Annotated in this window: 16 protein-coding genes; 9 read left to right on the top strand and 7 right to left on the bottom strand. The window is 71.4% G+C overall.

Features of this window, described 5'->3' with window-relative positions; translation table 11 throughout:
* Positions 1-137 precede the first annotated feature (137 nt).
* From DSY14_RS11145 to DSY14_RS11160, 4 genes are all read right to left on the bottom strand, one after another.
* Positions 138-1,232, bottom strand: a complete 1,095-nt coding sequence (locus DSY14_RS11145; protein ID WP_211716431.1) for a cytochrome P450 — start codon at positions 1,230-1,232, stop codon at positions 138-140.
* The gene (locus DSY14_RS11150) at positions 1,214-2,515 is read right to left on the bottom strand and encodes a cytochrome P450 (protein ID WP_249187693.1); all 1,302 of its coding nucleotides are present in this window, start codon (positions 2,513-2,515) and stop codon (positions 1,214-1,216) included. Before DSY14_RS11150 ends, DSY14_RS11145 begins: the two co-directional genes overlap by 19 nt.
* 244 nt (positions 2,516-2,759) lie before the next feature.
* Positions 2,760-4,193 carry a YfcC family protein gene (locus DSY14_RS11155; protein ID WP_211716433.1) on the bottom strand — a complete coding sequence of 478 codons (1,434 nt, stop codon included), beginning with the start codon at positions 4,191-4,193 and terminating at the stop codon, positions 2,760-2,762.
* Positions 4,194-4,378: 185 nt separating this feature from the next.
* On the bottom strand, positions 4,379-4,750 hold the full coding sequence (locus DSY14_RS11160; protein ID WP_307851188.1) for a helix-turn-helix domain-containing protein: 372 nt from the start codon (positions 4,748-4,750) through the stop codon (positions 4,379-4,381).
* A gap of 115 nt (positions 4,751-4,865) precedes the next feature.
* Between DSY14_RS11160 and DSY14_RS11165 the strand changes: the two genes are divergently transcribed.
* Positions 4,866-5,723, top strand: coding sequence for an SDR family oxidoreductase (locus tag DSY14_RS11165; protein ID WP_211716434.1), 858 nt, complete (start codon positions 4,866-4,868; stop codon positions 5,721-5,723).
* 53 nt (positions 5,724-5,776) lie between these two features.
* Here DSY14_RS11165 and DSY14_RS29205 read toward each other — a convergent pair whose 3' ends face one another.
* Both DSY14_RS29205 and DSY14_RS11175 read right to left on the bottom strand, forming a co-directional pair.
* Positions 5,777-9,208 (bottom strand): NACHT domain-containing protein, encoded by a 3,432-nt coding sequence (locus DSY14_RS29205; protein ID WP_211716435.1) that lies wholly within the window; start codon positions 9,206-9,208, stop codon positions 5,777-5,779.
* 175 nt (positions 9,209-9,383) lie between these two features.
* On the bottom strand, positions 9,384-9,917 hold the full coding sequence (locus DSY14_RS11175; protein ID WP_211716436.1) for a hypothetical protein: 534 nt from the start codon (positions 9,915-9,917) through the stop codon (positions 9,384-9,386).
* Between the two features lie 478 nt (positions 9,918-10,395).
* Here DSY14_RS11175 and DSY14_RS11180 point away from each other — a divergent pair, with 478 nt between their 5' ends.
* Genes DSY14_RS11180 through DSY14_RS11190 form a run of 3 tightly spaced genes read left to right on the top strand, consistent with a single transcriptional unit; the run spans position 10,396 to position 13,501 of the window.
* Complete coding sequence (locus tag DSY14_RS11180) at positions 10,396-11,655, top strand: ABC transporter substrate-binding protein (RefSeq protein WP_211716437.1); 1,260 nt, start codon at positions 10,396-10,398, stop codon at positions 11,653-11,655.
* Positions 11,652-12,635 (top strand): carbohydrate ABC transporter permease, encoded by a 984-nt coding sequence (locus tag DSY14_RS11185; protein ID WP_211716438.1) that lies wholly within the window; start codon positions 11,652-11,654, stop codon positions 12,633-12,635. Before DSY14_RS11180 ends, DSY14_RS11185 begins: the two co-directional genes overlap by 4 nt.
* Positions 12,632-13,501 carry a carbohydrate ABC transporter permease gene (locus DSY14_RS11190; RefSeq protein ID WP_211716439.1) on the top strand — a complete coding sequence of 290 codons (870 nt, stop codon included), beginning with the start codon at positions 12,632-12,634 and terminating at the stop codon, positions 13,499-13,501. The genes DSY14_RS11185 and DSY14_RS11190 overlap by 4 nt, the downstream gene beginning before the upstream one ends.
* 218 nt (positions 13,502-13,719) lie before the next feature.
* Here DSY14_RS11190 and DSY14_RS11195 read toward each other — a convergent pair whose 3' ends face one another.
* Complete coding sequence (locus DSY14_RS11195; protein WP_211716440.1) at positions 13,720-14,643, bottom strand: ketopantoate reductase family protein; 924 nt, start codon at positions 14,641-14,643, stop codon at positions 13,720-13,722.
* A 320-nt stretch (positions 14,644-14,963) separates the two neighbouring features.
* On the opposite strand from DSY14_RS11195, the gene DSY14_RS11200 reads away from it, so the two are divergent.
* The 5 genes from DSY14_RS11200 (at position 14,964) to DSY14_RS11220 (ending at position 20,976) form a co-directional block, all read left to right on the top strand.
* Complete coding sequence (locus DSY14_RS11200; protein WP_211716441.1) at positions 14,964-16,145, top strand: AI-2E family transporter; 1,182 nt, start codon at positions 14,964-14,966, stop codon at positions 16,143-16,145.
* A 316-nt stretch (positions 16,146-16,461) separates the two neighbouring features.
* Positions 16,462-17,322 (top strand): sulfotransferase, encoded by an 861-nt coding sequence (locus tag DSY14_RS11205; RefSeq protein WP_211716442.1) that lies wholly within the window; start codon positions 16,462-16,464, stop codon positions 17,320-17,322.
* Between the two features lie 794 nt (positions 17,323-18,116).
* Entirely contained in the window at positions 18,117-18,953 is an 837-nt protein-coding gene (locus DSY14_RS11210; protein ID WP_211716443.1) for a TauD/TfdA family dioxygenase, read from the top strand.
* A gap of 3 nt (positions 18,954-18,956) precedes the next feature.
* The gene (locus tag DSY14_RS11215; protein WP_211716444.1) at positions 18,957-20,186 is read left to right on the top strand and encodes a macrolide family glycosyltransferase; all 1,230 of its coding nucleotides are present in this window, start codon (positions 18,957-18,959) and stop codon (positions 20,184-20,186) included.
* Between the two features lie 130 nt (positions 20,187-20,316).
* Positions 20,317-20,976: a hypothetical protein gene (locus DSY14_RS11220; protein WP_211716445.1), complete on the top strand. Its 660-nt coding sequence runs from the start codon at positions 20,317-20,319 to the stop codon at positions 20,974-20,976.
* The last annotated feature ends 206 nt before the right edge of the window (positions 20,977-21,182 follow it).

Consider the following 21,182-nt stretch of genomic DNA (forward strand, 5'->3'; position numbering starts at 1 on the left):
GGCCCGGTGCGCGGGCTCGCGAGCCCGCGCACCGGGCCTCGGCGCGTGTGCGGTTCCTGCGGGTGGACCGGCGTCGGGGCGTCCCCTCCTCCCCGGGGCCCGGGGAGGAGGGGACGTCGCGGACCACCGCCGTGGTCTCAGGAGGTGCGGACCGGCAGCGTCGACCAGCCGCTGGAGACGAGCGACGGTTCGCGCGTGGGCTCGCCCGCCAGGGTCAGGTCCGGGAACCGCTCGAACAGCATCTCCAGGGCGGTCGTCCCCTCCAAACGCGCGAGGCCGGCGCCCAGGCAGAAGTGCGGACCGTGCGAGAAGGCCAGGTGTCCGCGCTGCTCGCGGGTCAGGTCGAACTCCTCGGCGTCCGCCCCGTGCTGCCCCGGGTCGCGCCCGGCCGGGCCGAAGCCCATGAGCAGCGCCTCCCCGGCCGGGATGGTCGTGCCGCCCAGGGTGACCTCCTCGGCCGTGTAGCGCAGCGGCAGGTACTGGATGCTCGCGTCCCAGCGCAGGGTCTCCTCCACGGCGTCCGCCCACGAGGCCCGACCGTCGCGGATCAGCGCCAACTGGTCGGGGTGGGTGAGCAGGGCGTGGACGGCGTTGCCGATGAGGTTCATCGTCGTCTCGTAACCCGCGCCGATCATGAGGATGAGCGTCCACACCAGCTCGGTCTGGCTGAGCCGTTCCTCGCCCTCGGCGCGCGCCGCAAGGAGGGCACTGGTGAGGTCGTCCCCGGGGTCCTCGGCCTTGGCCGCGGCCAGATCGGACAGGAACGTCTGCATCTCTCCGTGGATGCGGGCCGCCTGTTCGGGGGTGGTGCTCGCGTCGAAGACCGTGTGCATCATCCGATGCAGCTCACCGCGGTGTTCGGGGGACACCCCGAACAGTTCGGAGATGACGGTGATGGGCAGCGGCAGCGCCAGCTCCGCCTTGAGGTCCACGGTCGTCCCCTCGGCCGCGGCGATCCCCGCCAACAGCTCCGCGGTGATCTCCCGGACCCGGGGGCGCAGGGCCTCCACCCGGCGGGGGGTGAACGCCTGCGAGACCAGTGTGCGCAGGCGGCGGTGCCGGTCGCCGTCCGCGGTGAGCATGTTGTCCGGGGCCACCCAGGACACCAGCGGCCAGTCCATGGGGATCTCGCCGTCGTTCCAGGCCCGCCAGTGCCGCAGCTCCTTGCGCACCCCGGGGTGGGCGAGCGCCTCGGTCAGGACCGCGTGGTCGGTCACCGCCCGAACAACCACGCCACCAGTGATCTCCACCTCGACGACGGCTCCGTGCTCGCGGAGGCGGGCGGACTGTCGGTGGAGGTCCTGGGGGAGGAGGACGGGTCGCTGTGCTGCCATGAGGGGGTTCCCTTCGAAAGACCGGGGGTGAAGGTGACGGGCAGGGTGGACAGGGCTCGGGCGAACGGCGAGACCCGCCATTGCGGGGTGGGCTCGCTCGCCCGAAGACGCGGCAGACGCCGGATCAGACTCTGGACGGCCACCTCGGCGATGGCCTGACCGAAGCCCCGTGCGGGGCAGCGGTGCGGTCCCACACCGAAGGACAGGTGGGCGCGGTTGTGCTGCTCGATGTCCTCGGCGGCACCGACCATGGCGTGGTGGGCGGCGGCGTAGCCGAGCAGTACCGGCTCGCCGGCCTTGATCACACGGCCGTGTTCGATGGGCACGTCCGTGGTCGGGTACAGCACCGGATAGTTGGTGATCGGCGGTTCGCGCCACAGCACCTGGTCCACGAGCTCGGCCACCCCGACCCGGGTGCCGTTGAGCGCGCTGCCCGCGTCGGGGTCGGTGAGCAGGGTGTGGACCGTGGAGGCGATGAGGTTGGCGGTGGGTTCGGCGCCGGCGCCGAAGGTCACCACCATCTGGTGGAGCATCTCCTCGTCGCTCAGACCCGCCCGGTGGTGGAGCAGCCACGTGGTGACGTCCTCGCCGGGGGTCGCGTGCTTGGCGGAGATGGCGTCGGACAGGGCCCGCTCGTACTCCTGGTTGGCCCGCAGGACGTCGACCCCGTCCCACAGTTCGCTGATCGAGGTGAGCACCCGCTCGGCGATGTCCCGGGAGAACCCGAACAGGTCCGACAGCACCATCAGGGGCAGGAGTCGGGTGTACTCGGCGACCAGGTCGGCGTCGCCCCGTTCGACGAAGGCGTCGATGAGCGCGTCGGCGTGCCGTCGGGTGACGTCGCCGACCCGGCTCTCGGGGACACGACCCAGGGAGTCCACGACGGCCCGTTTGAGCCGGGTGTGCTCCTCGCCGTCGGCGTACAGCAGATTGGGGCGGTGGGCCATCATCGCCGCGACGGGGGAGTCGTCGGGGATGCGGCCCTCCTTCCAGTCCGACCAGAGCCGGGAGTCGCGGCGGAAGGTGTAGGGGTCGCGGCACCAGGCCGTGATGGTGGCGTAGTCGGTGACGATCCAGGCGTGGACCCCGGGGACGATCTCCGCGGGGTGGACACCGCCGTGTTCGTCGGCCAGGTGTCGGTGGGTCGTGTGCGGGTCGGCGTGGTATTCGGGTGAGAACAACCGGGCATGGGGGCAGGTGGTCACGCTTGTCCTGACCTACGTGAGGGGCTGGTGGGGCGGGACAAGTGTAGAGGGGTTTTGTGGATTTTTGTCCGCCTCATCGAAGATGCCGCACGGCATGACAGAGGGCCCCGCCCCGGTGTGCCCTGCGTCCCCATCGCTGTGGTGCCGTTGGTCCCGGAACGCGGCCGGGGGACCGTCGGCGCGCGCGTCGGGGCGCGAGGGCACGGTCCTCCACCGGTGTTCAGACCGGTCCCCACCCGGTCGCATGGGCCACCGACAGCGCCGTGGCGCCGATGCCCAGCCAGGTGAGCATCAACGGCCACACGAACCGCACCCACGTGATCCAGGGCACGCGGGCCAGTGCCAGACAGGCCATGAAGTAACCCGAGGTCGGGTAGAGCACGTTGGCGAAACCGTCGCCGATCTGAAAGGCGAGCACCGCGGTCTGTCGTGTCGTCCCGAGGATGTCGGCGAGCGGCGCCATGATCGGCATCATGATGACCGCCTGCCCGCTGCCCGAGGGGACCACGAAGTTGAACGTGGCCTGCACGAGCAGCATCCCCAGCGGCGCCAGTACGGGCGGGACCCCCTGGGCGGCCGACGCCAGTCCGTGGACGATGGTGTCCAGGATCCGACCGTCCTCCAGCACCACGGCCACGGCACGGGCCACCCCCACCACCATCGCCCCCAGGAGGACGTCGCGCATGCCGTCGGTGAGGGCGTCGCAGATCCGCGTGGCGCCCAACCCCGCCACGAGCCCCACGGTCACGCCCATCACCAGGAACAGCCCGGACAGCTCCAGCAGGAACCAGCCGAGGGCCAGGACCCCGTAGAGCAACAGCGCGACGAAACCGGCCAGCACCAGGATCCCCGCCTTCCGGCGCGGTGTGGCCTCGGGCGGTCCGTCGTCGAGATCGGCCAGTTCAGCGCGCCTGGACTCGTCCTCGGCCCGGACCGGACTGCGCTCCGGGTCGCGACGCACCCTGGCCGCGTGGAGGGTCACGAACAGCACCGCCGCGGCCACCACGCACACGAACAGTACGGTTCTCAGGCCGAGACCGGAGTACAGCGGCACGTCCGCGATCTCCTGGGCCAGACCCACGGTCACCGGGTTGGTCACCCCGGCGGTGAACCCGGCCGCGGTGGAGCACAGCGCCACCGCCGCGGCGGTCACGGAGTCGAAGCCCAGCCGTAGCAGCAACGGCAGGATCACCGGGATGTAGACCAGGCTCAGTTCCGGAGTGCCGATGAGCGTCGCGATCGTCGCGAACGGGATCATCAGCAGCGGAACGACCAGGAGTCCGCGGCGGGCCAGGAGCCGGGCCAGGCGCCCCACCCCCAGATCGATGATGCCCGTGGCCCTGAGCACCATGAAGACGCCACCGATGAGCAGGGTGAAGACCACCACCTCGGCGGCGTCCACCAACCCTCGCGGAATCGCGGTCATCAGTGCGACGGGCCCGAGCGGCGCGCGCTCGACCAGGTGGAAGGAGTCGGGGTCCACGACCTCCCGTCCCTGCGGGCCCGGGACCAGGTCGTAGGCGCCCGCCGGTACCAGGTAGGTCGCGCCGGCCGCCAGGGCGACGACCGCCAGGAGGATGACGTAGATGTGCGGCATGCGCGCACGGCCGCGGGCAGGGCGGCCCTCGGAGACGCTGTGGATGGGCGCGTTCATCGGTGTGCGGGGCTCCTCCGTCGTGATCGGTCCGCGCCCGGAGGTGACCTCGGGGCGACTCTCCGTATCCAACTGATCACGGGGTGGTTCCGTCAATGGGAGAAGTCGGAGGTCGGCCGCCCTGGTCCGATCGGAGATCCGCGGGCTTCCCTCGGTGGATCGCGCGTCGGGCGAGAGGGGAGGGCTCAGTCCCCGTCGCCGACGGCGTGGTTCTCGGCCCAGTCCAGGAGGGGCAGGAGCAGCGCCGTCACCTCCGCGCCGGCGTCGGTCAGTCCGTACTCCACGTACGGCGGGACGACCGGGCGCGAGTCGCGGTACACGAGGCCGTCGCCCTCCAGGGTGCGCAGTGTCTGGGCCAGCATCTTCTCGCTGATGCCGCCGATGCCGTGTCGGAGTTCGCTCCATCGGCGCGGACCCTCGGAGAGGGCGACCAGGGCCAGCACGCCCCACTTGCTCGTGATGTGGCCCATCAGGGCGCGAGAGGGGCAGTCGGCGGACATGATGCGTCCCCCGATCCGGGGCAGCTCGCGGCGCTCTCCCGCGCGGGAATCACTCATGGGAACAACTTACCAAAAGGTGGGTACCCAACTCCTGGAATGTCGCTTCGGCCGTCGCGGTTGTCGGTGCACAGGGCACACCGTCCACCACAGAGCCACAAGCAAGGGGAACACCATGTCCGTCGTCGTCACCGGCGCCACCGGCCACCTGGGCCGCCTCGTCGTCTCCTCCCTGCTCGCGCGGGGCCTGCCGGCGCACAGCATCACCGCGACCGGCCGTGACACCGCCAAGGCGACCGACCTGGTCGAGCGCGGCGTCACCGTCACACCCGCCGACTTCGACGACCCCGCCGCCCTGCGCGCCGCCTTCGCCGGAGCCGACACCGTGCTTTTGGTCTCCGGGAACGAGGTCGGTGGCCGTGTCGCACAGCACCGCAACGCCGTCGAGGCCGCGAAGGAGGTCGGCGTCGGCCACCTCGTCTACACCAGCCTGCTCCGGGCCGACGTGAGCACCCTGCCCCTGGCCCCCGAACACAAGGCGACCGAGGAGATCATCACCGCCTCCGGACTGCCCCACACGCTGCTGCGCAACGGCTTCTACAACGAGGTGTACCTCGATCGGATCGACCACGCCCGCGAGCACGGTGCCGTCGTGGGCAGCGCGGGTGAGGGGCGGGTCGCCGGCGCGGCCCGCGCCGACCTGGCCGAGGCCGCGGCCGTGGTCCTGCTCGACCCCTCCGCGCACGTCGGCGCCGTGTACGAGTTGGTCGGGGACCGGTCCTGGACCTACGCCGACCTGGCCGCTGCCATCGGTGAGGTCCTGGGCCGCACGGTGCCCTACCAGGACCTCGGCCCCCGGGAGCACCGTGAGGTGCTCCTCCGGGCCGGTCTGGACGAGGGCACGGCGGACTTCCTCGTGGGGCTGGACGCGGGCATCCGCGAGGGCGAACTCCACGGCGAGCCGGGCATCCTGTCCGGGCTCATCGGCCGCCCGACCACACCGCTCGCGACCACCCTGCGCTCCCGCGCCTGATCCGTCCGACCCTCGGGGTCGCCCCGCCGAGGCCCGGGCGGCCCCCTCCGGGCTCAGCCGGTGGCCCGCGCATCGGTGCGCGACCGGTGGAGTTCGAGCAGCAGCCGGGTCGTGTCCGTGTCCCGCGCGGCCCCCGAACGCCGCGGAGCGCGGAGCAGATCCAGGGCCTCGTCGTGGCGTCCGCGCTCGGCCAGAAACCGGGCCAGCCTCCGACGGGCCCGCGGGTCCCTGCGGGCCGATCTCCGCAGCGCGCGCACCCGACCCGACCGGGCGTAGGCGTCGGCCAGTGCCTCGCCGATCTCCTCCGGCCGTGGACCGAAGCCCAGCTCCAGGGTCCGCACCGCCCGCTCCGGTCGACCGTCGGCGACCTGGGCGTCCGCCAGGGTCAACGCCGCCCCGGCGTCCCCCAGACGCGCACGCCGCTCCAGCTCCGCCCAATGGCCGAGGTCGCGCAGCACGACGGCCAACCGGCGCCCGGCCCATTCGCGTCCCCGGTCGGCCTGGCGTCGCAGCTCCGGAAGGGCCGCCTCGAGCCGACCGTCCTCCAGGTACAGGTCGATGATCTTGGCGTCGATGCTCCACAGATGGCTGCCGACCTTGTCCCGGTCCCGGTCCCTGATCTCCTCCAGGACGCGCAGGGCCTCCTCGGTGTCGCCGTCCCGGGCGTACAGGTCGGCCTGGCCCAGGAAGGCCCAGCAGTGTCCTTCGAGCCGGTAGGTCTCCAGGAGGCGGGCGGCCTCGGCCAGGTCGCCGCGGGCGAGGAGCGCCGGGGCGAGGCGCTGCGCCGACCACCAGTCGCCCCGCTCCGCGCGCTCCGCCAGGGCCGACAAGTCGCCCTTCTCCGCGAGCAGGGACGCCAACCGGTCGGCGCTCCACCAGTCGCCCGCGTCGGAGCGCGCGGACAGCTCCTCCAGGTCGCCGCGTTCGGCCAACAACGCTGCGAGGTGGTGCGCGGCGTGCCTGCGGGGTGTGTCGGCCAAAGCCGAGGTGCCCAGCCGTTCCAGGGCCTGCGCGGCGGTCCACACCGTGCCGTCGGGCACGTAGTGCAGGGTCGGCAGCCGCGCCACCTGGGCGGCGGTGGCCTCCCACCCCCCGTGGTCGGCCATCGCGGCCAGCTCGCCGGTGGCGCCGCGCGCGGCCAGGGCGTCGGTCAGCCGCGCGGCCACGGCATGGTCGCCCGTGGCCGCCAACAGGCGCAACTGGTCGAGTTCCCCGTGCTCGACGAGCACGTCGGCCCACCGGATCCGCGCCGGGTGTCCGCCCTCCAGCGCCAACGCGCGCAACCCGTCGTGGTCGCCGCGGTCGGCGAGGACGTCGGCGAGCCGGATCTCCGCGGTGGCACTGCGCCGGTCCCGCACGAGTCCGCGCAACGCCTCCACGTCACCGCGTTCGGCGTGGAGCTCCACCAGGTTGTGCAGTTGCACGCTCTCGTCCAGGCGTCGTCCCTGGGGGTCGCCGCCCTGACCCGCGGCTCCGTACAGACTCCGGACCTGCGCCGTGAGCCGGGCGATCTCGACGTCGTCGGCCTGCTGGTCGCGGATCAGGACGTGGTGGAACCGCCAGGACGGCCCGTGTCCGCGCACCGTACCGGTGCCGCGCAGGTGGTCCACGAACGCGCCCAGGCGCCAGGGCAGACGCCCCCGCACGGCCAGCACCAGGTGGGCGACGCGAAAACGCGCCCAGGGCCACACCCCGAAGGGATGGGCCGCGGTGAGCGCGCACACGAGGAAGGCCGCCCCGGCCGCCGAGAGCGCCCCGTCCATCCGGGGGATCGCCCAGGAGGCGACGCCGAAGAACAGCGCCCCCCAGACACCGGCGACGAACCCGAGGCGGGCCGCGGCGACCAGGGTGTCCGCGGGCCCGACCTCGACACGGGGACCCGAGCGCGGGCGGTTCAGCCACCCCTGGACGAACCCGAGCAGGACGCCGAACAGGGCGCCCGTCAGCAGACCCATCACCCCGCCGGTCACGGCGACGCCGACGAGGGAGCCGTACACCAGGGCCGACCACGCGTGCGCCGGGCGGTCCCACTCCATGCCTCGGGTGTTGTCCCGGGGGTGCCCCTCGGTGGACAGGTCGGTGTTGCGCCACAGGGGCGCGAACACGCCCAGGGAACCCAACAGGAGGAGGGCGGCCAGCGCCACGGGGGACTCGGGGGAGGCGGCGACCGTTCCGGTGCCGAGGACGGGGGAGGTGAGCGCGGCGAGCGGCGCCGCGACCAGGACGGGGAGAAGGCCGTGGGTGAACCACCGGGGGAGCAGGCCCACGTGCATGCGCCACCAGTGGAAACGCCGCCGTCCCGTGGAGTAGAGATGGTAGGCCAGGTGCGCCGACCAGATCCGCGCGTGCTCCGGGTCCACCGTCGCGTCCTCACCACGGATCCGCTGGTCGACCAGGTGGCCCAGGAGCGAGGACCGCGCGGCGACCTCCACCATGTCCGCCGGACGGGTCTGCGGGCGTCGGTGGACGATCCGGGCCAGGTCCAGGGTCAGGGGCGAGCGCAGGGCGTGTGCCAGGGGTCCCCGACGGCGGTGTTCGAGCTGTTCCACGACCGCGTCCCACCGGGGATCGGGGGGCGCGGCGTCGGTGAGGTAGTCGAGGGCGTCGCCGGGCGCGACCGGGTCCAGTGCGATCCGCGCGCAGTCGGGCAGGGCCCGGGGCGCCAGCCGTTCCCACTCCGCGAGGTCCCGCGTACGGCAGGTGACGACCAGGGGTGTGTCGCCGGTGCATAACCGCTCGATCGCGGCCAGGGCGGAGGGGCGCCAGGCGGGCCGGACCTCGTCCAGGCCGTCCAGCACGACCAGCACCCGCCCCCCGTGGATGAGCGTGCGCAGTTCCCGCACCGTGGACAGGTCCGAGGGAGAGCCGGTCTCCGGGACGAGCCCCCGGCCCACGGTGCGGGCCGCGTGCAGGGCCACGTCCCCGTTGGCCTCGGGGTTCCAGGTGTCCAGGGGCAGGATCAGCGCCCGCCGTTCGGGAGCGCTCTCGGTGAACCGTCGGGCCAGGGTCGCGGCCAGGTACGACTTGCCGGCGCCGGGCTCGCCCAGGACGAGGAGCCGTGGGTGCGGCAGGTCCAGGAACACCGCGTCCACGTCGTCGAGATCGCCGTCGGGCGCCGATCCGTCCGGTGAGGTGAAGCCGACGCGCAGCGGACGGGTCGGCGCGGGACCCGGGTGGTGGGCGTACGGCGTCCCCTCGTCCACGGTCGTGAGGTCGGGGTGGACTCCGTGCTCGGGGTTCGGGGCCCGACTCCGGTCGGGGGACCGACCGGCTCCGGTGCCGGCGGCGGCCCCCGCTCGGGTCTCCCTGCGGTGGGCCACGACGGACCAGGAGGTGTAGGCCGCCGCCGCGACCGCGGCGGCCCACACCGCGGGTTCGGCCCCGGGGGTCACCGCCTCCCTGCCCATGAGGAACGGACCGGACGTCAGCACCCCCGTCAGGGTCGCGCCCAGGACGATTCGGGTCCTCTTACCCGCGTCGAGCATGGGGCCATTATGTACCGACTCGATCGTTCCTATCGGTGCCGATGCCGATATTCGTTCGATGGTCACGACCTTGGTCCCGAATCGTGTGATCGCCGGGACGCCTGAGGCGTGTGTTGTTTTCCTTCGCGGTGGCCGAGGAGTGCGGCCCCTGCGGTCCGGGCCGTTCCGCGGGCGATCAGCATTCCGGTGGGAAGTCGTCGGCCCGCACGACCGTTCCCTCGTCGCTTCGGTGCGTGCCCATGTAGAGACCGTCCTCCGCCGCCAGGGTCTCGGTGTCGAAACGGAGCGAGGCGATGTCGTACTCCTCTCCGGCCTCGTCCTCGTTCTCCACCCCCGCCACCGAGGTCACTCCGAGGGTGTACTCGGTGCTCGGTGATCCGGGCACGACCCGATAGGCGGCCGCGCCCGACCCGTCGGTGATGTCCCAGTCCTCGCCCGGGGCGGAGAGGTCCACCTCCACCTCGTCGCCGGGGAAGTCGGTCTTCGCGGTCAGACGCCAGTGGTGCTCGTCCGAGACCACGTCGATCCGCGCCGGGGGGCTCTCCCCGCACCAGGCGATCCTGAGGACGGGGAAGTGGTGGCGGGCGGAGAAGTGGCCGGTCGCGACGGCGCCCACGGCCCCTCCCTCGGCGCCGCACGAGGTCAGCAGCACGGTGGCCAGGGGGAGGGCGGCCAGTCGCCCGATGGCGGTTCTGTCGATGGCGGACATGCCGTGATTGTGCCAAGGTTCGTGCCCCGGGAGGCGTCCCGGTCGGCGACGTCGAGGGGCCGATGCGGGGGAGAACACAGGTCATCGCGGGGCTCGGTGTTGATCAGATCGGGGGTTCGGCGTCGGCGTGTCCTGCTCTGACGCTTCGTTGCGCCCTTTCCCGCGTGTCCGAAGTGCGGGGTATTTGGACAGCCAAAAAGTGTGCTTTCCGCCATTAAGCGGCGTTTTTTGACTTTTCGGTGGAGAGATTGCCCGGTGACGTGTTCCGTCGCATCCGGGGCGACCTGGAACATCGCACCGCACCGCCCCGACCGGGGGCGTGAACGGCCTCAGATCACGCCCCGGATTCGGATGCGGCCGCGACTTGACCAAGTCGCATTCGGTGCGAAAGATGGCACGGCAGTCAACTCATGTGATCTGGGACACGAGCGACGGGGTGCGGTCGTGAGACGGGTCCGTCGTTCTAGGAGGACAACTCATGCGTGCACGGCGTTGGTCGGTCGCGGCGGGGGCACTCGGGCTGGTGCTCATGGCTTCGGGGTGCGGCGACGGAGGTGGTGACGGCGACCAGGTCGAGGTCTTCTCCTGGTGGACCGGTGGTGGTGAGGAGGCCGGCCTGAACGCCCTCATCGAACGGTTCGAGGAGGACAACCCCGACATCGAGTTCGTCAACGCGGCGGTGGCCGGCGGTTCCGGCACCAACGCCCAGGCGGTCCTGGAGGGGCGGTTGCAGAGCCAGGACCCGCCGGACTCCTTCCAGGGGCACGCCGGGGCCGAGCTCCAGGACTACATCGAGGCCGGTTACCTGGCCCCGATGGACGACTTCTTCGACGAGCAGGGGCTCCAGGACGCCCTGCCGGACCAGCTCGTCGAGCAGATCACCTATGACGGCTCCGTCTACTCCGTCCCGGTGAACATCCACCGCTCCAACGTCATGTGGTTCAACCCGACGTTGTTGGAGGAGGCCGGGGTGGACGCCCCGCCCGAGACCCTGGACGAGCTCCTCGACGCCCTGGAGGCGGTCGCCGAGGAGACCGACGCCATCCCCATGGCGGTGGGCGCCCAGTGGACCGTCTCCCACCTGCTGGAGTCGGTACTGCTGGGGTCGCTGGGCGGCGACACCTACAACTCCCTGTGGGAGCCGGGCGCGGACTGGAACACCTCCGAGGTCGCCGACGCCCTGTCCACGTTCGAACAGATCATGGAGCACACCCAGGAGGAGTCGGCCGCCGAGGACTGGCAGGAGGCCGCGCGACGGGTCTCCGACGGCGAGGCCGCCTTCAACATCATGGGGGACTGGGCCGCCGGCTACTTCGAGGAAGTGGGAGCGCTCCCCGGCCAGGACTACGACTGGGCGGCCTCCCCGGGGACCGACGGCACCTACATGTGGCTGTCGGACAGTTTCACCCTGCCGGCCGGGGCGCCCAACGAGGAAGCGGCTCTCACCTGGCTGGAACTGGTCGCGAGCCAGGAGGGCCAGGACCTGTTCAACCCGCTCAAGGGTTCCATCCCCGCGCGTGAGGACGCCGACCCCGAGCGGTACGCCGACAACCCCTACCTGGAGTCCGCGCTCGAGGAGTGGCAGTCCGAACCCGAACTCGCGGGTTCGTTCTGGCATGGCGTGACCGTCGGCAACCGGTGGAAGAACGACGTGGACACCGCCGTCGGCCTGTACCTCGGTGACGGTGACGCCGAGGCGTTCAACGACGCGCTCCACCAGGCCGCACAGTCCGAATGAGCACCGCGCAGAACCCGTCCGGGGTCGCACACGGCGACCCCGGACCCACGTCCGCGCCCGCACGGCCTCCCCGAGGCCGTCGGGCGCTGCACCGCGCCCGCACCTGGCTGCCGGGCCTCCTGTTGGTCTCCCCGTCGATCCTGCTGATCGGGGTCTTCGTCTACGGCATGATCGGGTGGAACACCCGATTGGCGCTGAGCGACAAGCACGCACCCGTCCAGGAGGGCGAGTTCGTCGGGTTCGTCAACTTCGTGGCCCTGTGGCAGGAGGCCCGCTGGCCCGCGGCCGTCGCCAACGCCGTGGTGTTCACCGTGGTCTTCGTCGGCGGAGCACTGTTCCTGGGTTGGCTCCTGGGGCTGCTGCTGGACAAGGGCATCCGCGGTGAGCCCGTCTTCCGGACCCTGTTCCTGGCACCGATGGCGGTCTCCTTCATCGCCACCGGTGTCGTGTGGCGCTGGCTGATGAACCCGGCGCCCGCGGAACGCGCCACCGGACTCAACGCGCTGTTCGTCCACTTCAACCTGGACTTCCTGGTCAACGACTGGTGGACCGCGCCGGACTTCGGTATGGCGGCCATGGCGCTGCCGGCGATCTGGCAGTTGGCCGGGTACATCATGGCGCTGTTCCTGGCCGGTTTCCGCGGGGTCCCCGAGGACCTGCGCGAGGCGGCCCGTGTCGACGGCTGCTCGGAGTGGGGCGTGTACCGCCACGTGGTCATGCCGCAGTTGCGGCCGGTCCTGCTCAGCGCGGTGATCATCCTGGGCCACATGTCGTTGAAGGTCTTCGACCTCATCATCGCGATCGCCGGACAACAGATCGTCGCCGACGTGCCCGCCGTGTACATGTGGGCGATGGTCTTCGAGGTGCGCGACCCGGCCAAGGGCGCGACGATCGCTTCCTACCTGTTGTTCGCGGTGGCGCTGTTCGTCATTCCCTACCTGGTGTGGACCGTGCGCAAGGAACGGAGTGAGGGCCGATGAGCCAGAGCGCACCCGAACGGGTGATCGCACCCGGTGGTCGGGCCGCCGGTACCACCCCGCGTGGGCAGGCGGTCAAGTTCACCGTCCTGTTCGCCCTGGCGATCCTGTTCCTGCTGCCGATGTACGTGCTGTTCGTGACCGGGTTCAAACCCTTCGCGGAGGCCACGGCGGCCCGTGCCTGGTCCCCTCCCCAGGTGTGGAGCCTGGAGGGGTGGGAGACGGCCTGGACCGCCCTGGCCCCGGGGATGCGCAACAGCATCCTCGTGGCGGTGCCCAGTGCCGTGATCTCCGCGGTCCTGGGCTCCATGAACGGCTTCGTCATGGCGCGCTGGCGGTTCCCCGGCGCGGACACGGTGTTCACGCTGTTCCTGTTCGGGATGTTCATCCCCTACCAGGCGGTGATGATCCCGCTCCAGCAGATGTTGGTGTCCGCGGGGCTCATGGGCGGGCTGTTCCCGCTGATCTTGGCGCACACCGTCTACGGGATCCCGATCTGCACACTCATCTTCCGCAACTACTACGCGAGCATCCCTCCGACGCTCATCGAGGCGGCCCGGGTGGACGGTGCCGGCATGCTGCGCACCTACGCCTCGGTCGTGCTGCCGGTGTCGGCCCCGGCCTTCGCGGTGACGCTGATCTGGCAGTTCACCTCGGCCTGGAACGACTTCCTGTTCGCGGTGTTCCTCACCGGTCCCAACAGTTGGCCGGTGACGGTGCAACTGAACAACGTGGCCGGGTCGATGGTGGTGCCCTACAACCAGCAGATGGCGGCCGCGGTCCTGGCGTCCCTGCCGACCCTGATCGTCTACCTCGTGCTGGGGCGCTACTTCATGCGCGGACTGATGGCGGGGGCGCTCAAGGGGTGACGCAGGTCATCTTCCGCGGAAAGCCACTGGTAACGATTTCCGTTCCTGCTACGGTCGTTCCGATCCTGGTCGTGGCACCGGTTCATCGTTGAGCACCCCTGCGACCAGGGAGTTCGTGCCGTCCTCGGTGGAGTCGACTCCCGCCTCCGCCCTCGCCCGGCGCGGACGTCTCCCCTCAGGGTCGCGGCGCCCTTCTCGGGCGCCGCGACCTCGGGGGGTCAGGCCTCGCGCCCGGCCGAGTACACGCTCAGGTGGGTGTGCGCCAGCGAGAAGAGCGGCGTGGGCACCCCCAGCGCACGACCCCGCGCCACCAGGTCACCGACGATGTGCTCGCCCTCCACCGGGTTGTCGTGGGTCAGGTCCCAGTACATGGACGTGGACGTGTCGCGTTCGGTGTCGTTGATGATCCGGTCCGCGAGGGTGCGGATGCGCTCACTCGGGGGGAACCCCGAGGCCGTGGCCACCGCCATGGCCTCGGCGAACATCCCCGCGCTGAACTCCGGGCCGCCCGGCGCCCGGTTGACCCGCCCGATGGGGGCGCGCATGAGACAGGTGACGGCGCCCAGACTGGCCAGGAACACCCACTTGTCCCACATCTCCTGGCGGATGTCCTGTGCCGTGCGGGCGGTGAACCCCGCCCCGTCCAGTGCCTTGTGCACCAGGTCGGGCTCCACCACCGGGGCGTCGCCGAGCGGGCCGTAGATCAGCTCGCCCATGCGGCCGACCTCGACGATCTCCCCGGACGCGCCCAACCGGGTCATCACCATGCTCACGCCGCCGTAGACGCGTTCCTCGCCGAAGCGGTCGGTGAGCACGCCCAGGTGGCGCATACCGTTGAGGAAGGGCACCACGACCGTCCGCGGCCCCACGGCACCGGCGAGGTCGTCCACGGCCCCCTCCAGTCCGTAGGACTTCACCGCCAGGAGCACCACGTCGTACTCGGGGGCGAGTTCGGAGACGGTCACGGCGCGCACGGGGATCCGCTCGGTCTCGCCCGCGATGGTGCGCAGAACCAGCCCGTGCTCCCGCAGCAGCGCGGCCCGCGCCGGTCGGACCAGGAAATCGACGTCCCGGCCGGCCTGTACCAGCCGCGCGCCGAAGTATCCGCCGACCGCTCCGGCGCCCACCACAAGGATCCTCATGTCCCACCCACTCCGTCGAACCCGCTGAACCAGGCAAAACGTATGACGACGGGATCCTTCACCGCAAGAGCCGCCCGGGACGTGGAAGAACGGCGCATCGACGGGAGCGCGCCGGGTCCATGGTCCGGGCCGCCCGGGAGGCGGGGAACGGCCGTCCCCTTTCGGATGACGGACCGGGCACTTCCGGCGGGCCGCTATCGTCCGTGAAGGCGACCTCCGAGGTCACGAGGGCTCCGTCCGGAGCCGAGCACAGAAGGAAGAACGGCTTGCACACGAGCACCACGTCTCCCCGCGCCCCGCGCCCCGACCGCGGAGGCGGCATGCCGCAGTGGCTCCCACGCGCCATGTTGCTGGCGATGTGGATCATCACGACGTTCGGTGTGGCGCTGTGGCTGTTCGTCCGGTTGCAGAACCTCATCATGCTGCTGCTGATCTCGCTCTTCCTCGCGCTCGCCCTGGAACCGGCGGTCAACTGGCTCCACCGGCACCGCTGGCCGCGCGGTCCCGCCACCGGAGCCGTCATGCTCCTGGTCATGGGTCTGGCCGTGGCCTTCTTCAGCCTGCTCGGCTCCATGCTGCTCGGCCAGGTCCTGGCGTTCGCCGCCGAGGTCCCGTCGATGATCCGCGCCGCGTTGCGGTGGTTCAACAGCACGTTCGACACCTCGTACTCGCCCACGACCCTGCTCAACGAGGTCTCCAGCGCCAGTGGGGTGGTCGAACAGTACGCGTCCCGGATCGCCGACAACGTCTGGGGCGCCGGAACGACCGTCATGGTCCTGCTCTTCAACGGTCTGGCGATCGCGCTCTTCACCTTCTACCTGTGCGCGGACGGGCCGCGCTTCCGGCGCGTGATCTGTTCGGTCCTGCCTCCCCGTACGCAGCGCGAGACGCTCCGGGCCTGGGAGATCGCGATCGAGAAGACCGGCGGCTACCTCTACTCGCGGGCACTGCTGGCCATCGTCTGCGCGGGCGCGCACTACGCGATGTTCATCGTGCTCGACATCCCCTTCGCGTTCGCGTTGGCGCTGTGGGTGGGTGTGCTGTCGCAGTTCATCCCGACGGTCGGTACCTACATCGGTGGTGCGGTCCCCGTGCTCGTGGCCCTGCTGGTGGGCATCGGGCCCGCGGTGTGGGTGCTGCTGTTCGTCATCGTCTACCAGCAGTTCGAGAACTACCTGCTCCAGCCGCGCATCACCGCCAAGACACTGGACATGCATCCGGCGGTGGCCTTCGGCTCGGTCCTGGCGGGCGTCGCGATCCTGGGCGCGCCCGGGGCGTTGCTCGCACTCCCGATGGGCGCGAGCCTCCAGGCGTTCCTCGGCACCTACATTCGGCGCTACGAGGTCGAGGAGCACCATCTGCTCCCGTCGGCCCGGGCGAGCGCGGAACCCGCCCCGGAGCCGGACGACCCTGGAACGCACGGCGCTGAGGCCGGCGAAGGTGGTCGTGCGGGGGGCGACGACGCACCGGGCCCGGGCCCCACACCGCCTCCGCGGGACTGAGGTCGGTACCTTCGGACACCGGTCCGGGACGAGGTCGCACCGGGTGGGAGCGGGGCGCGTGCCGCGTCGCGCGTCCAGGGTCCCCGACCCGTGCCGACCCTGAGGGAGGTGGGCCGGGGAGGGGCGATCGGGAACCTTCCCGGCCCGCGTCGACCGCCCGAGCCCCCGGTCGCCACGGTGGGACCGAAACCCCGGCCGAGGGTCCTGCCGCGGTCACGATGGCGCACCGTCCCGACCCACGACGTGCCCGCGGCGCCACGCCCTTCGGCCGTGCGGCGGCGTGTCGCAGGGGACGGGAACGGGCAGAAGCAGGGGCATGTGCGCCCGAACCCCGCAAGACGCCCCCCAAGCCACCCCGGCGGCGAATTCCTCCGATTCCGGTCCCGTTCTGCTCCTCTGCTCCGGTCAGAGATCGGGGAGCACCCTCCTCCAACGACTCGTGTCCTCCGGGCCCGACCTGTGGGTCTGGGGCGAGCCCGGACCCGGGGTCCGCGGGTTCCAGGAGGCCGACCTCGCGATGCGGGGGCTCAGCGACTACCGCTCCGACCAGGGCGCGGCGGAGATCGAACGCGAGGGTCCACCCGGCTTCATCGCCGTGGTCCTGCCCTCCAGGGAGGTCTACCGCTCGGCCGCGCGCGCGTGGTTCGACACCGCGTTCGCCGACGTCCCCCACCGGGGGCCCGGTGCCCGCTGGGGTTTCAAGGAGGTTCTGCTGGGCCGCTCCTTCGCGGAGTGGTTCGTGGACCTGTATCCCCGGGCACGCGTCGTCCACATGGTCCGCCATCCTCTCCACGCGCTCCGGTCCCTCCTGTCCTGGGAGGAACAGATTCCCAAGTGGACCCCGGACCGCACCGCCGAGGCGATGGGCAACTGGCTCGACGTGGTCGATTCGTTCCACACGTCGGGCGATGACCCCCCGTGGTTGCTGCGCCTGTCCTACGAGGAGTTGATCACCGGCCGGGCCGACGTGCTGGACCGGCTGGAGGCTCACGTGGGCCTCGCCGCGGGTTCCCTGGACCGCTCGGTCCTCCAGCAGCGGATCCACCGCCCCGGCGACATCGGCCGGGTGCCCCGCGCGCTGCCCGGAGACGAGGAGGTCGCCCTCCGGTTCGCGGCGCTGGAGACGGGCAGCCGCATCCGGGACCACGCGGAGCGGCTCGGTTACCGGATGACCTGACCGGCCCACGGATCGGGGAGCCCCGTCGCCTGCCCCGGCGATGCCGGGGCGCCGCCGGTGCGCGTCGGGGGTGGTGGTCACGCCCGCGCGGGTGCGTCGGGGGCGACCCACCCTGTACCTCGCTTCCCGCATGGCGCGGTCCCGCGGCGGGGGAGTGGGCCCATCGAAGGGCGGTCGGGCCCCGGAACCCGGACGTGCCGGGGCCCGTCTCGGGTTCGGTGGCGCGGCTGGTCCGGCCGCGCTCCCACCCGTGTCCGGCCGAGGCTCCCGACACCACACCGGGCACGGCGTGGTGTCGACGCGCTCGCTCGGAAAATGGTGGTGCGTGTCCGAAGCCAGTACATCCGACCCGGCGTGACCAGGTCCCCGGGATTTCCTTCTGATCCGATCGGGAAAACGCGCGAAGAACGGGTTTTCCGTGTTTCCGGCGTCTTTCCCGTGGTGATCGTGTCGTGTCTCACGTTCGCTTTATGTTTCGTCCCCGTGTGTTTCTTGAGCGTGCCTTTGTCTGCGGAGTTCTCCCGGCGCGGTCACGGGATCCGGGCACGGGGGCAGGGAATGGTGAGGCCGGTGGTGCTGATGTGACCCCTGGGTGTCAGTGGTGTGGACCGTTATCGCTGAAGAGGGTAGTGAGCAGCGTGTTTCTCGTTGTTCCGGAGTGGCTCTTCGTTCCGTTCCCGCTGCCGGGTGGCCCCCTGGTTCCGGTGATACTTTTGTGTCCGTCCGGTGACTCATGATTTCTTTCGCCCCTCTTATAAGGTGGCCCGGTCGTCGTGAATCAAGGAGGCTGTGCGTTGGAAATCAAGGAGATCAGGTCTGGATTCGTCGCCGAGGTGACGGGCCGGAACCGTGAAATCCTGGCGGATCGCGACGGTGACGTGGTGAAGAAAGCGTTGCTCGCCCATTCGGTGGTCATTATGCGCGGAATGGAGTTGGCGCCGCGCGAGCAGGTGGCGCTGACCCGCCTGCTCGGCCCTCCGGAGGTCGTCACGGACCTGCGCAACCACCACCCGGACAGCACCGACATCTTGGTCATCAAGAACGCGGGGACCACCCCCGTGGTGGGCAACACGCACTGGCACTCCGACCGGTCCTTCCTGCCCGAGCCGACACGGTTCACCGTCCTGCGAGCGGACGTCGTCCCGGACCAGGGCGGGGACACCCTGTTCGCCGACATGACGGCGGCCCACCGTGAACTGGACGAGGAGTGGCGTTCGATGCTCACCGGGGCCGAGGCGGTGCACTCCTACGACACCATCGCCAGGACCCGCTCCCGCGTCCACGACACCCCCCTGGAGCAGGGGTACGCCCGTAAGTACCCTCCGACCGTCCATCCCCTGGTGCGGGCCCACCCCGAGTCGGGCACCCCGGCGCTCTACCTCAACGAACTCTGCATGGCCGCGCTGCACCGCCCCGACCGGGTTCCGGTCACGGTCGGCGTCGCCGAGCTGCACGCGTACGCGACCCAGGAGAGATTCGTCCATCGGCACCACTGGAACCCGGGCGACGTCGTGGTGTGGGACAACGCCCGCGTGCTGCACCGCGCCAGTGACCTGCCGCCGGGACTGTCCCGCGTCCTGCACCGGACCACGACCGCGGGGGTCGCGCCCCGCGCGCCCCAGGAGGGATGACCGGTGTCGGAGAGCCCGGTGCTGTTCGCGGGCATACCGGCCCACGGTCACATGATCCCCACCTCGGCGTTGGCCGAGAGCCTCGTGGCTCGCGGCCTGCCGGTCGAGTTCCTGGTCTCGGACGAGTTCGCCGACTCCGTGCGCGCGAGCGGCGTCCGACCGCTGATCTATCCCACCACCTGGTCGGTCCCCGCCGCCCTCCCGGTTCCGCGCACCACGGCGGACGCCATGGTGCTCAGACGGATGTTGGCCGAGGAAGCGGTGGCGCAGGCCCGTACCGTGCTGCGGCGGAGGGGAGCGCCGCCCCCGAGAGCGGTGGTCTACGACACCGCGGTGGGACCCGCCGCGCGGACGCTCGCCGCGCTCTGGGGCGTGCCGGCCGTCCAGGTGTTCACCGGCGTGGCGACGGCACCCGACTTCAGCCTCGCGCCGATCCTCGCTCAGCGCTACCCGGATCTGGCCCTGCTCCCGCCGCCCGAGCCCGATCCGGCACTGCTGCGCCTGGCCACCGACCATGGTCTGCCCCGTCACCGGGCCGCCGCCCTGAGGGCCCCGTGGGAACGCCTGTCCCTGGTCCTGCAGCCCCGCGCGTTCCACCCTGAGTCCGAGGCCTTCGACCCCGACGCGTTCGCCTTCGTCGGACCCTGCCTGTCCCCGAGTCGCAGCCGTGCCGTGTGGCGTCCGCCCTCGGACGCGGGGCCGGTGCTCCTGGTGGCGCTGGGCACCCTGTACAACCGGCGTCCCGTGTTCTACCGGGCCTGTGTCGAGGCGATGCGCGGCACCGCCTGGCACACGGTGTTGGCGGTGGGCGGGCACGTGGCGCCCGACGATCTGGGGCCGGCGGCCCCCAACGTGGAGGTCCACGCCCACGTCCCGCAACCCTCGGTGCTCGCCCACGCCCGCGTCGCGATCGGCCACGCGGGCATGGGGTCGACCATGGAGGCCCTCGCCGCGGGCGTGCCGGTCCTGGCGGTTCCGCAGACCCCCGAACAGGACGCTGTGGCGCGCAGGGTCGCCGAACTCGGCCTCGGTGCCAGGCTGCCGCCCGAGCGGGTCACCGCCGCCCTGGTGCGGGCCACGGTCGATCACCTGGCGACCGATCCGGGGGTCCGGGAACGGGTGGCCGCGATGCGCTCCCTCCTCCGCTCCGCCGGTGGCGCGGAACGTGCGGCGTTCCTCATCCAGGACCATCTCGAACGGAGGACCGCGGCATCCCCGCGGGTCGATCGCTGAAGGGCGCGATGGGCGCACCCGCCCGTGGCGCGAGGCCGCACACCACGACCGGAAGTGACCGACACCCCCGGTGGAAAGGCGGATCGGTTCGCCGGTACGAGACCGAGATCAGGGTGACGAGGAGAGGTGCATGGACGCGAGCGGACTACGCCCCGGGGCCTGGCGTGAGGCACGGAGCCCCTACGCCTGGATGAGTCGGGGCGACGGTGAACTCCTGCTGGCCGTGCTGGAGTTCGCCGCACGAGGGCAGGGACACGTACGGGTGTTGGAGTGGGGGTCGGGGCAGAGCACCCTGGAGTTCACCCGCCTGCTCCGGGAACGGGGTCTGACCCACGACTGGACGGCCCTGGAGTACGACCGGACCTTCTTCGACGAGCAGGTGCTGCCCGCGCTCAGAGACCGCCCCGGATCGGAGGTGCGCTATCCCGACGACGACGCCGTCCTGACCGTTCCCGGAGCCGGCGGACCGAGCCGGATCACCGGGGTGTGCTGGAACCGGACACGCCTGCGGCCCGCCGAGCATCGTGCCGATCGTGACGTGGATCTGGACGCCTACGTGGACTACCCGGTCGGGCGTGAGCCCTACGACGTGGTGTTCGTCGACGGGCGGATGCGCCGGAGGTGCCTGCTCACGGTCGCCGAGCTCTTGGGCCCGTCGACCATCGTGGTGTTGCACGACGCCTGGCACGAGTACTACCACTGCGCCCTGAAGAGTTACCCGGTGGGCCGTTTTTGCGGGGACGAGATGTGGATCGGCGCGCGTGCGGAGGCCGTCCTGCCACCGGTGTGATCCCTGGGCGCTCCGGCTTCGCGCCGACCCGGACCCGCCCGACCGCGGCGTCACCCCTCACCGGGCGGGCGCCGGCGGCCACAGGAGGGGGTCCGTCGCCGACGGCTCCGACCGCGGGCCGCGACATCGGAAAGGGCAGGCTCCATGACCGTTTCGACCACCTCCAGCCGCGTGGACGATCTTCTCCGACGCGGCGCGTCGCGGGT

The organism is Nocardiopsis sp. MG754419 (genome assembly GCF_018207095.1).
In the GTDB taxonomy this organism is placed as follows: Bacteria; Actinomycetota; Actinomycetes; order Streptosporangiales; family Streptosporangiaceae; genus Nocardiopsis.